The following is a 12,671-nucleotide window of genomic DNA, read 5'->3' on the forward strand; positions in this document are numbered from 1 at the left end:
GTTTATGACGCTAACAAACCGGAATCGCCATTGCTCCATGTGCTAAACAATATCTTAGCCAGTCGGCTAAAAACTGGTTAATTTGATGCTTTTCGTCGCGTTGATGCAACTTTTTATTCGGATAATCATACCGCGCCTTGAAGCGAAAGATCTGCTGACTTGAACACACTTCAGCGACCATCGCGTCATGATAGAGACGCACCGTCATTGACGGCAGGCTCCAGTAGCTGATGCTGGGCGCTGTTTGTTCTATTTCCACCAGCGTAGTGTAGCGCGTTGATTCTGTTATCGTTAACCGATACTGCGCGTTGCTCACCTGATAGCTTACCGTTTCGCCGGGTGCGTCGTTTCTCGGCAGCAGGCGGCGCAGCTGTGCGAAATTGGTTTCGCACAGGCGCATCATTTCTGGGAAGTCAGGCGTATAGCGCTTCATTTTTTCCACTCGTTTCGTAATGTCTGATAATGCAGCTGCAGCCATTGCAGGGCGATGACAGACGCTGCGTTGTCGATTTTCCCCTCTTCTACCCACTGATAAGCCTGTTCCCGGCTCACCACATGAACCCGAATATCTTCGTTTTCATCAGCCAGACCGTGAATACCTTCTGCGGTCGTGGCGTCCACTTCGCCCACCATAATGGATAAGCGTTCGCTGGTGCCACCCGGACTCGCCAGATAGCTCAACACCGGTTTAGTGCGGCCTACCACCAGCCCGGCCTCTTCCAGCGCCTCGCGACGGGCGACGTCTTCAACCGACTCGCCCTCTTCGATCATCCCTGCCACCATCTCCAGCAACCACGGGCTTTCACTGGTGTCATACGAGGCAATGCGGATCTGCTCCACCAGCACGACTTCGTCACGCACTGGGTCAAAGGGTAGCAAGACAGCCGCATGCCCGCGCTCAAAAATTTCACGTCTGATTTCGCCGCTCATTTCACCGTTGAACAGGCGATGCCTGAAACGGTAAAGATCCATCGAAAAAAAACCGCTATAAAGCGTTTCTCGTGCAATAATTTCTACATCGTTTTTGGCGAATGTCACGGGCAACTTTTCTGGTTTTTGCATGAGTCGAGTCCTGGTAGCAATGGTGATGAAATTATGAATTTCAAGGCTGTTTGGCTGCCGTTTGTAAGGCTATATGGTAGATTGGTGCAAATTACCGCCAGATGGCACGTAACGCCAACCTTTTGGTGTGGATGATTCTGTTAGAATCGGCAATTATTTTTTAATTAGATCAGCGCTAATACTGCTTCACAACAAGGAATGCAAATGAAGAAATTGCTCCCCATCCTTATCGGCCTGAGCCTGACGGGCTTCAGTGCAATGAGCCAGGCGGAAAACCTGTTACAGGTCTACCAGCAGGCACGTCTGGGCAACCCTGATTTACGTAAATCAGCGGCCGATCGTGATGCTGCGTTTGAAAAGATTAACGAAGCGCGTAGCCCACTGCTGCCGCAGTTAGGTTTAGGTGCAGATTATACCTACAGCAACGGTTTCCGCGACGCTAACGGCGTTAACTCCAATGCTACCAGCGCCTCACTGCAATTAACACAGACGCTGTTTGATATGTCCAAATGGCGCGCCCTGACCCTGCAGGAAAAGAGCGCGGGCATCCAGGATGTGACCTATCAGACCGACCAGCAAACGCTGATCCTGAATACTGCCACCGCGTACTTCAACGTGCTGAGCGCCATTGACGCGCTCTCCTACACCGAAGCGCAGAAACAGGCGATCTACCGCCAGTTGGATCAAACCACCCAGCGCTTCAACGTGGGTCTGGTGGCGATCACCGACGTGCAGAACGCCCGTTCACAGTACGACACCGTGCTGGCCAACGAAGTGACCGCGCGTAATAACCTCGACAACGCGCTGGAATCCCTGCGCCAGGTGACCGGGAATTACTACCCTGAGCTGGCCTCCCTGAACGTGGATAGCTTCAAAACGGATAAGCCGCAAGCCGTTAACGCCCTGCTGAAAGAGGCGGAAAACCGCAACCTGACGTTGCTGCAGGCGCGTCTGAGCCAGGACCTGGCCCGCGAGCAAATTCGTCAGGCGCAGGACGGCCATCTGCCAACCCTGAGCCTGAGCGCGTCCACCGGCGTTTCTGACACGACCTATAGCGGCTCTAAAACCAATTCTGCCCAGTATGACGACAGCAATATGGGTCAGAACAAAGTGGGCCTGAGCTTCTCTCTGCCACTGTACCAGGGCGGTCAGGTAAACTCTCAGGTGAAACAGGCGCAGTACAACTTTGTTGGCGCGAGCGAGCAGCTGGAAAGCGCGCACCGCAACGTGGTGCAGACCGTGCGTTCGTCCTTCAACAACGTGAACGCGTCTATCAGTAGCATCAACGCCTATAAACAGGCCGTTGTGTCTGCACAGAGCTCCCTGGACGCGATGGAAGCGGGTTACTCGGTCGGTACACGTACTATCGTTGACGTGCTCGACGCGACCACCACGCTGTACAACGCGAAACAGCAGCTCTCCAGCGCGCGTTATCAGTACCTGATTAACCAGCTGAACATTAAGCAGGCTCTGGGTACGCTGAACGAGCAAGACCTGCAGATGCTGAACAGCGCGCTGGGCAAGCCGGTCTCTACCTCGCCGGACAGCGTTGCGCCGGAGAACCCGGAGCAGGTTGCCGCCGTTGATAACTTCAACGCTAACGGCAGCGCCCCTGCCGCACAGCCAGCGGCCGCGCGTAGCACGGCACCTGCAAGCAGCGGTTCTAACCCGTTCCGTAACTAAGAGTGTTATCACGCCCTCTCTCACCGGGAGAGGGCGCAGCTGAATCACACCCGAACGTAAGCCAACGTAAAGATCCCCCTGATTCCGCCCCTCTTCGCTTCATTTTCAACCACTCATCCACTATCCTGAGCGTTATTACCACTGGGTCCTGGAAGACAAACATGAAACGGACAAAAACGATTAACCACGCGTCGTTCCGCAAAAGCTGGAACGCACGTCATCTCACCCCTGTTGCGCTGGCAGTAACCGCTGTCTTTATGCTGGCAGGCTGTGAGAAAAACGACGAAACGGTTTCGCTGTATCAAAACGCGGACGACTGCTCCGCCGCAACCGGCCAGACAGCAGAATGTAAAACCGCCTACACCAACGCCCTGAAAGAAGCGGAACGCACCGCGCCGAAATACGCCTCACGCGAAGACTGCGTGGCGGAATTTGGTGAAGGACAGTGTCAGCAGACGCCAGCTCAGGCAGGTACTGCGCCGGAAAATCAGGCGCAGGCGCAGTCCAGCGGCAGCTTCTGGATGCCATTAATGGCAGGCTACATGATGGGCCGCCTGATGGGAGGCGGTGCGGGCTATCAGCAGCAACCGCTGTTTAGCTCGAAAAACCCGGCCAGCCCGGCTTATGGTCAATATACCGATGCCAGCGGCAAAGGTTATGGCGCAGCGACCCCGGGCCGCACCGTGACCGTCCCGAAAACCGCGATGGCGCCGAAGCCTGCGACCACCAGCACCATCACCCGCGGTGGGTTCGGTGAGTCTGTGGCGAAACAGACCAGCATGCAGCGTAGTGCAACAGGCACTTCCACTCGCTCAATGGGCGGCTGATCATGGAACGAGTCGGTATTACCGAGCGCCCGGACTGGCGCGAAAAAGCCACTGAATACGGTTTTAACTTCCACACCATGTACGGCGAGCCGTACTGGTGTGAAGATGCTTACTACAAACTGACGCTCGACCAGGTGGAAAAACTGGAAGAGGTGACGGCCGAGCTGCACCAGATGTGCCTGAAGGTGGTGGATAAAGTCATCGACAGCGACGAGCTGATGACTAAATTCCGTATTCCGAAGCACACCTGGAGTTTCGTCCGTCAGTCGTGGAAAACGAATCAGCCTTCGCTTTACTCTCGCCTCGATCTGGCGTGGGATGGCGTGGGTGAGCCGAAGCTTTTAGAAAACAACGCGGATACGCCGACCTCTCTTTACGAAGCGGCATTCTTCCAGTGGATTTGGCTGGAAGATCAGATGAACGCCGGAAACCTGCCGGAAGGTAGCGACCAGTTCAACAGCCTGCAGGAAAAGCTGATTGAGCGTTTCGCCGAACTGCGGGAGCAGTTTGGCTTCAATCTGCTGCATCTTGCCTGCTGTCGCGACACGGAAGAAGACAGGGGCACGGTTCAGTATCTGCAGGACTGCGCGGCCGAAGCGGAAGTGGCGACTGAATTCCTCTATATCGAGGATATCGGCCTGGGTGAAAAAGGTCAGTTTACGGATATGCAGGATCAGGTGATCAGCAACCTGTTCAAGCTCTATCCGTGGGAATATATGCTGCGTGAAATGTTCTCCACCAAGCTGGAAGACGCGGGCGTGCGCTGGCTGGAACCGGCGTGGAAGAGCATTATCTCCAACAAAGCCCTGCTGCCGATGCTGTGGGAGATGTTCCCGAACCACCCTAACCTGTTGCCAGCTTACTTTGCCGAAGATGAGTTCCCGCCGATGGAGAAATACGTCGTTAAGCCTATCTTTTCCCGCGAAGGCGCGAACGTCTCCATTATCGAAAACGGTAAAACGCTGGAAGCGGTTGAAGGGCCGTACGGTGAAGAAGGGATGATCGTCCAGGAGTTTTATCAACTGCCGAAGTTTGGCGACAGCTATACGCTGATCGGCAGCTGGCTTATTAACGATCAACCTGCCGGGATTGGTATTCGCGAAGATCGCGCGTTGATTACGCAGGATCTGTCACGGTTCTATCCGCATATTTTTGTTGAATAAAACTTGCCCGGTGGCGCTACGCTTACCGGGCATGTTTTTACCCCACCTGCACCGACAGCATACTCAAACTGCCCATCTCAATGCCGTCAACCGGAATGGTAACCGGCTCCTGACCGTCAAATGCACCTAACACATACAGCAGCGGCAGGAAGTGTTCCGGCGTCGGGTTAGAGAGCGAACCGCCTTCGTGATCCAGATAGTTCACTAACGGATGCTTCTCAACCGGGCCTTGCCAGGTCAGGTTCGCTTTGACGTAGGCGTTAAAAGCGCTCGCCCACGGGTATGGCGTGTTCTCACCGTGCCAGCGCGCCGTACGCAGGTTATGCACCACGTTGCCGCTTGCCACCAGCATGATGCCCTCATCACGCAGGGTCGCCAGTTTGCGGCCCATTTCCAGATGCCAGGCCGCCGGTTTAGTGCTGTCGATGCTTAACTGCACCATCGGAATATCTGCATCAGGGTACATCTTAATCAGTACGCCCCACGAGCCGTGGTCAAATCCCCAGGCTTCTTTATCCAGCGTCACTGGAACAGGTGCGAGCAACTCTACCAGCCGCTGTGCCAGCGCAGGCGAGCCGGGAGCCGGATAATGCGTATCATACAGCGCCTGCGGGAAGCCGCCGAAATCATGAATGGTTTTAGGCGTTTCCATGGCCGTCACGCCGGTACCACGGGTAAACCAGTGCGCAGACACCACCACAATCGCCTTCGGACGCGGCAATGTCTCCCCCAGATGACGCCAGGCGCGGGTATAAACGTTGTCTTCCAGAACGTTCATTGGGCTGCCGTGGCCTAAAAACAGTGCAGGCATACGAGAAGAAGACATGGTGGTATCCTTAGAGAAGGTGTCAATTTGATGGTTCTACATTACGCGCATTCAGGTGAAGATAAACGCAGATAACCGTGAAGATCATCATCAGGAAATTTGAACGTAAGATATCGCTTAAGGAGAGTGCATGTCAGTACCCTTAATTTTGACCGTGCTTGCGGGTGCCGCGACCTTTATCGGTGCGTTCCTCGGCGTGCTCGGGCAAAAACCGTCTAATCGTCTTCTGGCGTTCTCGCTGGGCTTCGCCGCTGGGATCATGCTGCTTATCTCGCTGATGGAGATGCTGCCAGCAGCGCTTCACACCGAGGGAATGTCTCCGGTTCTGGGCTACGGCATGTTCATCGTTGGTCTGCTGGGCTATTTTGCGCTCGACCGTATGCTGCCCCACGCCCACCCTCAGGATTTGATGCAAAAAAGCGTTACTCCAATCCCCGGCAACATCAAGCGCACGGCGATCCTGCTGACGCTGGGTATCAGCCTGCACAACTTCCCGGAAGGTGTCGCCACGTATGTCACGGCCAGCAGCAATCTGGAAATGGGATTTGGTGTCGCGCTGGCGGTAGCCTTACACAATATTCCTGAAGGACTTGCCGTGGCCGGGCCGGTTTATGCCGCAACGGGTTCAAAACGTACTGCCGTCTTCTGGGCGGGGATTTCCGGGATGGCCGAAATTCTCGGCGGCGTGCTGGCGTGGCTGATCCTTGGAAGCCTCGTCTCCCCTGTCGTGATGGCGGCGATTATGGCTGCCGTGGCCGGGATTATGGTTGCGCTCTCCGTAGATGAGCTGATGCCGCTGGCGAAAGAGATCGATCCTAACAATAATCCCAGCTACGGCGTGCTGTGCGGCATGTCGGTGATGGGGTTAAGCCTGGTTCTGCTGCAAACGGCAGGTATAGGCTGACACGGATGCCCTCATCGATGAGGGCAATTCTTTGATGCGCCCCAGCGCAGCCGTTGCATTTTACACTGTCTGCGGCTCTGTATTTACAATTGGAAAATCAAGAGTTTTTATGGATATTTTTAAGCGCAATATTCCCCAATTAAATTGCGCTTAAAAAACCGCTGCTGCATGAAATATTAATCGGTTACGATAGTAATAAATTATATATTAACCTCCTCTAAAAATATCTTTAAGCCTCATTAATCGTAAAAGCCGCCCTCAACCCGTTATACTTTACGAGTATTCTGAAATTAATATTCAGATTATGAATTCAATTGAAAAAGGATATTTTCATGTATATGGGTAAAAAAGTACTGTTAGCGGTTGCTATGGCTGCCATTGTTTCGGGTTCTGCTTTTGCTGATGACCAGGGTTCCGGCAAAATCAAATTCAAAGGCGTGGTCATTGATGCACCGTGCAGCATTGCACCAGACAGCGTTGATAAAGAAGTGGACCTGGGTGAAGTCACCACTGCCGTGATTAACGCTAACAAAAAATCAACCGCTGTTCCGGTTGATATCAATCTGGAGAACTGCCAGCTTGACGATCCGGCGGACGAAACGGATACGCCAGTGACCAAAGTTGACGTGACCTTCACCAGCGCAGCAACTGACGCTACTGACACCAGCCTGATGAGCAACACCTATGCTAGCGGTGCTCAAAACGTCGGTGTTCGTCTGCTGGACAACAACGAAGCCAACATCACCCTGGGTTCGGCTCAAACGGTCGATCTGCTGTCGGGTTCCACCACTCAGACTCTGCACTTCAAAGCATTAATGGAAGTTGCTCAGGGTAAAACTGCCACAGCGGGTCAGGTTGAAGCGACTGCCAACTATGTGCTGATGTACAAATAAGGCAATGCATCACGATAAAACCGGCTGGCATTATTTGCCAGCCGGTATGTGATATTATTTTGGTAACAGGATGATGACATATAAATTACAATCTAAAATCATCATTGCGTCCCTGTTAATGACGAAGATTGCCTCTGCCACCGAGTTTAATATCAATGCCATTGATAAAGACCAGCGGGGCAGCGTTGATCTCTCCCTTTTTAAAAATGAAATAGCGGTTACCCCTGGCAGCTATTTTGTTACCGTATCAATTAACGACACACCGCTGGCTAACGGCTGGCAGCTTAGCTGGAAAGAGGTAAATAACACGGTACAGGTGTGTATTCCTCCTGAACTGGCGGATACGTTTGCCCTGAAAGAGGAAGTCCGCGACGCCTTACCCGAAAAAGAGGGATGCGTCGACTTTTCCTCCAGACCGGATATCACCTTTAATTTTGAACAAGCGACCCAGACGCTGAAGGTCACCGTACCCCAGGCATGGTTGCAGTACCGCGCCGCCGACTGGATGCCACCCGCAACGTGGGACAATGGCGTACCGGGCGTGATTCTGGATTACAACCTGTTCGCCAGCCACTATCAGCCCAGCGACGGCAGCAGCACCAACAACGCCAACACCTATGGCACGGCGGGCGCGAATATGGGCGCATGGCGCCTGCGCAGTGATTATCAGTACAGCCAAACGCATACCGATGCAGGTTCGGATCATGACGGACGCTTTTCGCGCGTCTACATGTTCCGCCCTCTTCCTTCACTTGGTGCTAAGCTGACGCTGGGTGAAACGGACTTCCAGTCCTCAATCTTTGACGCTTTTACCTATACCGGCGCCTCCCTGATCAGCGATGAGCGCATGCTCCCCTGGTCGCTGCGTGGCTATGCGCCACAAATTACCGGTATCGCGCAAACCAACGCGACCGTCACCGTCAGCCTGTCCGATCGCGTAATTTATCAAAGTAAAGTTCCGCCTGGCCCCTTTGTTATTCAGGATCTTAACCAGTCCGTTCAGGGGACGCTGGACGTAAAAGTGACGGAGGAAGACGGGCGCGTCAGCACCTTCCAGGTCTCGGCGGAATCGGTGCCTTTTTTAACGCGTAAAGGGCAGGTTCGCTACAAGCTGGCGGCGGGTAAAGCGCGTAAAGACGCCTCTCATGACGTCGAAGACACCGGTTTTATGAGCGGTGAATTCTCATGGGGAATGCTGTCAAACACCTCGCTCTATGGCGGGACGCTTGCCGACGGGGATCATTACCGTTCCATTGCAGCCGGGATCGGGCAAAATATGGCGCATCTGGGTGCCCTCTCTTTTGACGTCACGCAGGCCACCAGCCAGCTCCCCTTCCAGGATAGCCAGACGGGTTACAGCTACCGTTTTAACTACAGTAAGCGTTTCGATACCACCGGCAGCCAGCTTACGCTTGCCAGCTACCGCTACTCCGATCGGAAATTCCTGAGCTATGCCCGCTTCCTTGATTATGACGACAACGATCGTCAGACAGAAAAGCAGACGCTGAGCGTAACCGCCAGCCAGTACATCAGCTCGTTATCGCTCAACCTCTACGTCAACGTACTGCGTCAGACCTGGTGGAACGAAGCCCCGTCCACGACCGGAAGCATTACCGCAGGCTATAACTTTGATCTGGGGCGCTGGAAAAACCTCGGCGTCACCCTCTCCTGGAGCAAGACGCATTACGAAGATGAAGACGACGATACGCAGTTTTATCTTTCCCTGAGCGTACCGATCGATCCGGATCATCGCCTCAGTTACGATCTGCACAACAGCGATAGCCTGAGCCAAAATGTCTCCTGGTACGACACGTCCGATCGCAATAATACCTGGGGCGTCTCCGCGGGGACGGAGAGTGAACACGCGGACGCGGGCGCACAGATGAGCGGCAACTATCAGCATTATTCACCGTTTGGCGATCTGAATATCTCCGGAAGTTATAAAGCTGATGAATATAACTCCCTGAGCGCCAGCTGGAATGGCTCGTTTACCTCAACGGCCAAAGGCGCGGCGCTGCACCGTCGCAGCTACGGAAACGAACCGCGCGTAATGGTCAGCACCGACGGCGTCGGCAACATTCCGCTGAACATGTCGCGGGATGAAACCAACCGCTTTGGTATCGGCGTTTTACCGTCGGTTTCCAGTTACTCTCCCGCCAGCGTACAGGTCAATCTGGATAACCTGCCTGACGGCGTCGATGTGGACAACCGCATCACGACCACCACCTGGACCGAGGGGGCGATTGGCTACCGCCAGATTGCCACGCGCGCTGGCAACGATATTGCCGGCATTATCCGTACGCCAGCCGGCACTCCGCCGCTGGGCGCGATTGTTCACCTGCTGGAAAGTGACCAGCAAATCGGCATGGTCGCCGACGAAGGCCACGTCTGGCTGGGAGCAGTCGAGCCTGAACAACAATTCCGGGTAACGTGGGGTGACAATCAGCAGTGTCGCTTCTCGCTGCCTTCACACCTTGAAAACAGTATGCAGTTGATACTGCCATGCCAGTAAGAAACCATGATGAAACTGACCTCATTCACTAGCCTGTGCCTGATGTTAATCGGCACCGCATTTACCACCCACGCCGCCGTTAACCTGGACCGCACCCGCATTGTGTTTCCGGAAAGCGATAAGGCCAGCAGCCTCAAGATTGATAATCAGAGCAAAACGTTGCCTTATCTGGCGCTCTCCTGGATAGAAGATGAAAACGGACGCAAGGAGGACAGCCATTTTATGGCGCTTCCGCCGATTCAACGTCTTGAAGCGGGCGCCTCGTCTCAGGTCCGGATTGTGAAGCAGGCCGCGACCGCCCGGTTGCCGAAAGACCGGGAATCGCTGTTTTATTTCAACCTGCGCGAGGTGCCGCCGAAAAGTTCCAGCGCGAGCGAGGAACGCAGCGTCATGCAGGTCGCGATGCAGAGCAGGATCAAACTATTCTGGCGTCCCAAAGCGATCGCCAAAAAGGCAGGCGATCAGGCAGAAATGCGTATGGAAGTCACCGCAAACGCGAAAGGGCTCACCGTGCATAACCCTACGCCTTATTACATCACGCTGGCGTGGCTGAGCAAAAATGCGAAAACCATGCTGCCCGGTTTTGACAGCCTGATGATCGCCCCGTTTGCGACGGCGACAACCTCTACCGGTGACTATCACGGCAACTACTACAGCATTGGCTACATCGATGATTACGGTGCGCTGAAAAAGGTCGACGCGCAATGTTCAGGTACGGCGAAATGTACGCTCAGCGAGCATAAGGTCGATAAAGATGCGCAAGCTCGCTAATCTGCTGTTCCTGCTGCTGATATCCGCTCTGCCCGTAAGAGAAGCGCTGGCGCTGGACTGCTATCTTGGTGCTTCAGGCGGGCCGGTTGAAGAGACAAAAACCATCTCGCCCTTTGCTATCCCCAGCAACGCGCAGGTGGGGCAGAAAATCTGGGAATCAGATGACATTAAAATCCCGGTCACCTGCGATCACAACGTCAACGGCGGCTTTGAGCCGGAAGACGTATTCGCCTGGGTTAACCCTTATCCTGCCGCAACGGACCCTTACTATGAGCTTGGCGTAACCTACGAAGGGGTGGATTACGATGCCACGGGCCAGCCGAATGGCGTGGACACCCGCCAGTGTCTTGATAACAAGAATATCCTCATCTATACACCGGATCAGATACGGCAGATGGGCTGGGAAAACCTGATTTGCTCCGGAAACCCGGATGACATTCATCCGACACGCACGTTTATTGCCCGCTTTCGCCTGTTTGTAAAAATTAAGGCGATTCCGCCTCACGGCTACGTGAGTTCCCTCGGCGATTACATCGTGGTGCAGTTTGACGGTAAAGGCGGGGTCAACCAGATGGCCGACGCGAAAAACCTGAAGTATCACATCAACGGCTTGCAAAACATTACCGTTCTGGACTGCGGGGCAACCTTCAGCATCTACCCTGAAAACCAGGAGATCGATTTTGGCACCTTCAGCGCTCGCGACATCGTGAACCAGAAAACGCGCGTTCGCGAATTTACGGTCAAAACCACCAAGGTGCAGGACGCGCAGTGCTCTGATGGATTCAAAATGGACTCGTCATTCTACACGAACGAAAAACTCAGCGCTGACGATACGGCGCTATTGATTGGGAATGGGCTAAAACTGCGTATTCTGAACGGAACGGATCCGTTTACCTTCAACCACTACCAGGAGTATGCCGACTTCACCGGGAGTACGTTGCAGTATGAGCAAAAGTACACGGCAGAGCTGTCGTGGGATGAGGGAAAAGCGATCCAGTCCGGACCGTTTGAAACCGTGGTGCTGTTTAAAATTAACTACCACTAGCGACAAAAAAGCCGGGTTTCCCCGGCTTTTTCACATTAGCTGTCTCAGCTGGCCTTGCGCTCGTGCGCCTGGCGGTATTCCACCAGATCTTCAATTGTGACAACCGGCATGTTGTGCAGACGCGCAAAGGTGATGCACTCTGGCGCGCGGGCCATGGTGCCGTCATCGTTGGTCAGTTCACACAGCACGCCCGCAGGCTTAAAGCCCGCCAGTGTCACCAGGTCGATCGTCGCTTCGGTGTGACCGCCACGGGTCAGCACGCCGCCCGCCTGCGCGCGCAGCGGGAAGACGTGGCCTGGACGATGCAGATCGGAGGGTTTCGCATCATCAGCAATGGCGGCACGCACGGTGGTCAGGCGGTCAGCCGCCGATACACCGGTAGTCACGCCATGCGCCGCTTCAATGGTCACGGTAAAGCCGGTACCAAAGGCGCTGGTGTTGTTCTCAACCATCATCGGCAGCTCAAGCTGCTTACGACGATCTTCGGTAATACACAGGCATACGATGCCGCTGCCGTGACGGATGGTCAGCGCCATCTGTTCAACGGTCATGTTTTCGGCGGCAAAAATCATGTCGCCTTCGTTTTCACGGTTTTCATCGTCAAGCACCATCACACCGCGGCCTTCGCGCAGTGCATCCAGTGCATGTTCAACACGTTGAGTTGAAGTGCCAAAAGAGGAAAGTAGCGTCTGATTCATGGTAAAAAAACCTCATTAACATTATGGTTACCAGAATCAGGGCAGTCTTAGGAGCGCCGTATAAGCGGCAAAAAGATAACGTGAGCGGGCCCATGCCCGACTGGATCGTTACTCTCTCCCATCCGGACTTTAACCGTCGGCCCCGGAATTACACCGGATCTGCTGACCTTTGAGAATTCACCCAAAGCGCTCGCGGGCTTTCAGCGCTAAGCTGATTTACCGCCGGTGGGGAATTTCGCCCCGCCCTGAGAATAAGCGAGATAACTATAACGCTATTGATTAACCTG

12 protein-coding genes, 3 pseudogenes and 1 riboswitch are annotated in these 12,671 nt (G+C 54.2%); of the genes and pseudogenes, 10 read left to right on the forward strand and 5 right to left on the reverse strand.

Features of this window, described 5'->3' with window-relative positions; translation table 11 throughout:
• Positions 1–10 precede the first annotated feature (10 nt).
• On the reverse strand, positions 11–433 hold the full coding sequence (locus IM265_RS00845; RefSeq protein WP_003862516.1) for a DUF1249 family protein: 423 nt from the start codon (positions 431–433) through the stop codon (positions 11–13).
• The gene (nudF, locus tag IM265_RS00850; protein ID WP_193031815.1) at positions 430–1,062 is read right to left on the reverse strand and encodes an ADP-ribose diphosphatase; all 633 of its coding nucleotides are present in this window, start codon (positions 1,060–1,062) and stop codon (positions 430–432) included. Before nudF ends, IM265_RS00845 begins: the two co-directional genes overlap by 4 nt.
• Positions 1,063–1,266: 204 nt before the next feature.
• On the opposite strand from nudF, the gene tolC reads away from it, so the two are divergent.
• From tolC to IM265_RS00865, 3 genes are all read left to right on the forward strand, one after another.
• Positions 1,267–2,745: an outer membrane channel protein TolC gene (tolC, locus tag IM265_RS00855; protein ID WP_028014444.1), complete on the forward strand. Its 1,479-nt coding sequence runs from the start codon at positions 1,267–1,269 to the stop codon at positions 2,743–2,745.
• Between the two features lie 161 nt (positions 2,746–2,906).
• On the forward strand, positions 2,907–3,572 hold the full coding sequence (locus IM265_RS00860) for a DUF1190 family protein (RefSeq protein WP_049000611.1): 666 nt from the start codon (positions 2,907–2,909) through the stop codon (positions 3,570–3,572).
• Positions 3,573–3,574: 2 nt separating this feature from the next.
• Positions 3,575–4,735 carry a glutathionylspermidine synthase family protein gene (locus IM265_RS00865; protein ID WP_047364600.1) on the forward strand — a complete coding sequence of 387 codons (1,161 nt, stop codon included), beginning with the start codon at positions 3,575–3,577 and terminating at the stop codon, positions 4,733–4,735.
• Between the two features lie 37 nt (positions 4,736–4,772).
• Here the strand turns inward: IM265_RS00865 and ygiD are convergent, their stop codons facing one another.
• Positions 4,773–5,561, reverse strand: a complete 789-nt coding sequence (gene ygiD / locus IM265_RS00870; protein ID WP_193031813.1) for a 4,5-DOPA dioxygenase extradiol — start codon at positions 5,559–5,561, stop codon at positions 4,773–4,775.
• 130 nt (positions 5,562–5,691) lie between these two features.
• Here ygiD and zupT point away from each other — a divergent pair, with 130 nt between their 5' ends.
• From zupT to IM265_RS22160, 3 genes and pseudogenes are all read left to right on the forward strand, one after another.
• Positions 5,692–6,465 carry a zinc transporter ZupT gene (zupT, locus tag IM265_RS00875; RefSeq protein WP_028014448.1) on the forward strand — a complete coding sequence of 258 codons (774 nt, stop codon included), beginning with the start codon at positions 5,692–5,694 and terminating at the stop codon, positions 6,463–6,465.
• A 332-nt stretch (positions 6,466–6,797) separates the two neighbouring features.
• Positions 6,798–7,358, forward strand: a complete 561-nt coding sequence (locus tag IM265_RS00880) for a fimbrial protein (protein ID WP_126344887.1) — start codon at positions 6,798–6,800, stop codon at positions 7,356–7,358.
• A gap of 118 nt (positions 7,359–7,476) precedes the next feature.
• A pseudogene (locus tag IM265_RS22160) lies at positions 7,477–7,908 on the forward strand (FimD/PapC N-terminal domain-containing protein); the annotation flags it as partial.
• A gap of 21 nt (positions 7,909–7,929) precedes the next feature.
• Here the strand turns inward: IM265_RS22160 and IM265_RS22165 are convergent.
• Positions 7,930–8,037 (reverse strand): annotated as a pseudogene (locus tag IM265_RS22165) (hypothetical protein); the annotation flags it as partial.
• On the opposite strand from IM265_RS22165, the pseudogene IM265_RS00885 reads away from it, so the two are divergent.
• From IM265_RS00885 to IM265_RS00895, 4 genes and pseudogenes are all read left to right on the forward strand, one after another.
• A pseudogene (locus IM265_RS00885) lies at positions 7,987–9,603 on the forward strand (fimbria/pilus outer membrane usher protein); the annotation flags it as partial. The pseudogenes IM265_RS22165 and IM265_RS00885 sit on opposite strands and share 51 nt — an antisense overlap.
• A gap of 48 nt (positions 9,604–9,651) precedes the next feature.
• Positions 9,652–9,870: a FimD/PapC C-terminal domain-containing protein gene (locus IM265_RS22170; RefSeq protein ID WP_350308980.1), complete on the forward strand. Its 219-nt coding sequence runs from the start codon at positions 9,652–9,654 to the stop codon at positions 9,868–9,870.
• A 9-nt stretch (positions 9,871–9,879) separates the two neighbouring features.
• Positions 9,880–10,641, forward strand: coding sequence for a molecular chaperone (locus IM265_RS00890; protein ID WP_048959459.1), 762 nt, complete (start codon positions 9,880–9,882; stop codon positions 10,639–10,641).
• Positions 10,625–11,686 (forward strand): fimbrial protein, encoded by a 1,062-nt coding sequence (locus IM265_RS00895; protein ID WP_063438598.1) that lies wholly within the window; start codon positions 10,625–10,627, stop codon positions 11,684–11,686. The genes IM265_RS00890 and IM265_RS00895 overlap by 17 nt, the downstream gene beginning before the upstream one ends.
• A gap of 44 nt (positions 11,687–11,730) precedes the next feature.
• Here IM265_RS00895 and ribB read toward each other — a convergent pair whose 3' ends face one another.
• On the reverse strand, positions 11,731–12,384 hold the full coding sequence (gene ribB / locus IM265_RS00900; protein ID WP_028017147.1) for a 3,4-dihydroxy-2-butanone-4-phosphate synthase: 654 nt from the start codon (positions 12,382–12,384) through the stop codon (positions 11,731–11,733).
• A 106-nt stretch (positions 12,385–12,490) separates the two neighbouring features.
• Positions 12,491–12,641: riboswitch (FMN riboswitch) on the reverse strand.
• Positions 12,642–12,671: the final 30 nt, after the last annotated feature.

The sequence above is a fragment of the Enterobacter cloacae complex sp. P17RS genome (genome assembly GCF_014895885.1).
GTDB classification, from domain to species: Bacteria; Pseudomonadota; Gammaproteobacteria; order Enterobacterales; family Enterobacteriaceae; genus Enterobacter; species Enterobacter bugandensis.

Coding starts and splice junctions, on each gene's coding strand:
- IM265_RS00845 (WP_003862516.1), bottom strand. CDS start 433: ATGAAGCGCTATACGCCTGACTTCCCAGAAATGATGCGCCTGTGCGAA.
- nudF (WP_193031815.1), bottom strand. CDS start 1,062: ATGCAAAAACCAGAAAAGTTGCCCGTGACATTCGCCAAAAACGATGTA.
- tolC (WP_028014444.1), top strand. CDS start 1,267: ATGAAGAAATTGCTCCCCATCCTTATCGGCCTGAGCCTGACGGGCTTC.
- IM265_RS00860 (WP_049000611.1), top strand. CDS start 2,907: ATGAAACGGACAAAAACGATTAACCACGCGTCGTTCCGCAAAAGCTGG.
- IM265_RS00865 (WP_047364600.1), top strand. CDS start 3,575: ATGGAACGAGTCGGTATTACCGAGCGCCCGGACTGGCGCGAAAAAGCC.
- ygiD (WP_193031813.1), bottom strand. CDS start 5,561: ATGTCTTCTTCTCGTATGCCTGCACTGTTTTTAGGCCACGGCAGCCCA.
- zupT (WP_028014448.1), top strand. CDS start 5,692: ATGTCAGTACCCTTAATTTTGACCGTGCTTGCGGGTGCCGCGACCTTT.
- IM265_RS00880 (WP_126344887.1), top strand. CDS start 6,798: ATGTATATGGGTAAAAAAGTACTGTTAGCGGTTGCTATGGCTGCCATT.
- IM265_RS00890 (WP_048959459.1), top strand. CDS start 9,880: ATGAAACTGACCTCATTCACTAGCCTGTGCCTGATGTTAATCGGCACC.
- IM265_RS00895 (WP_063438598.1), top strand. CDS start 10,625: ATGCGCAAGCTCGCTAATCTGCTGTTCCTGCTGCTGATATCCGCTCTG.
- ribB (WP_028017147.1), bottom strand. CDS start 12,384: ATGAATCAGACGCTACTTTCCTCTTTTGGCACTTCAACTCAACGTGTT.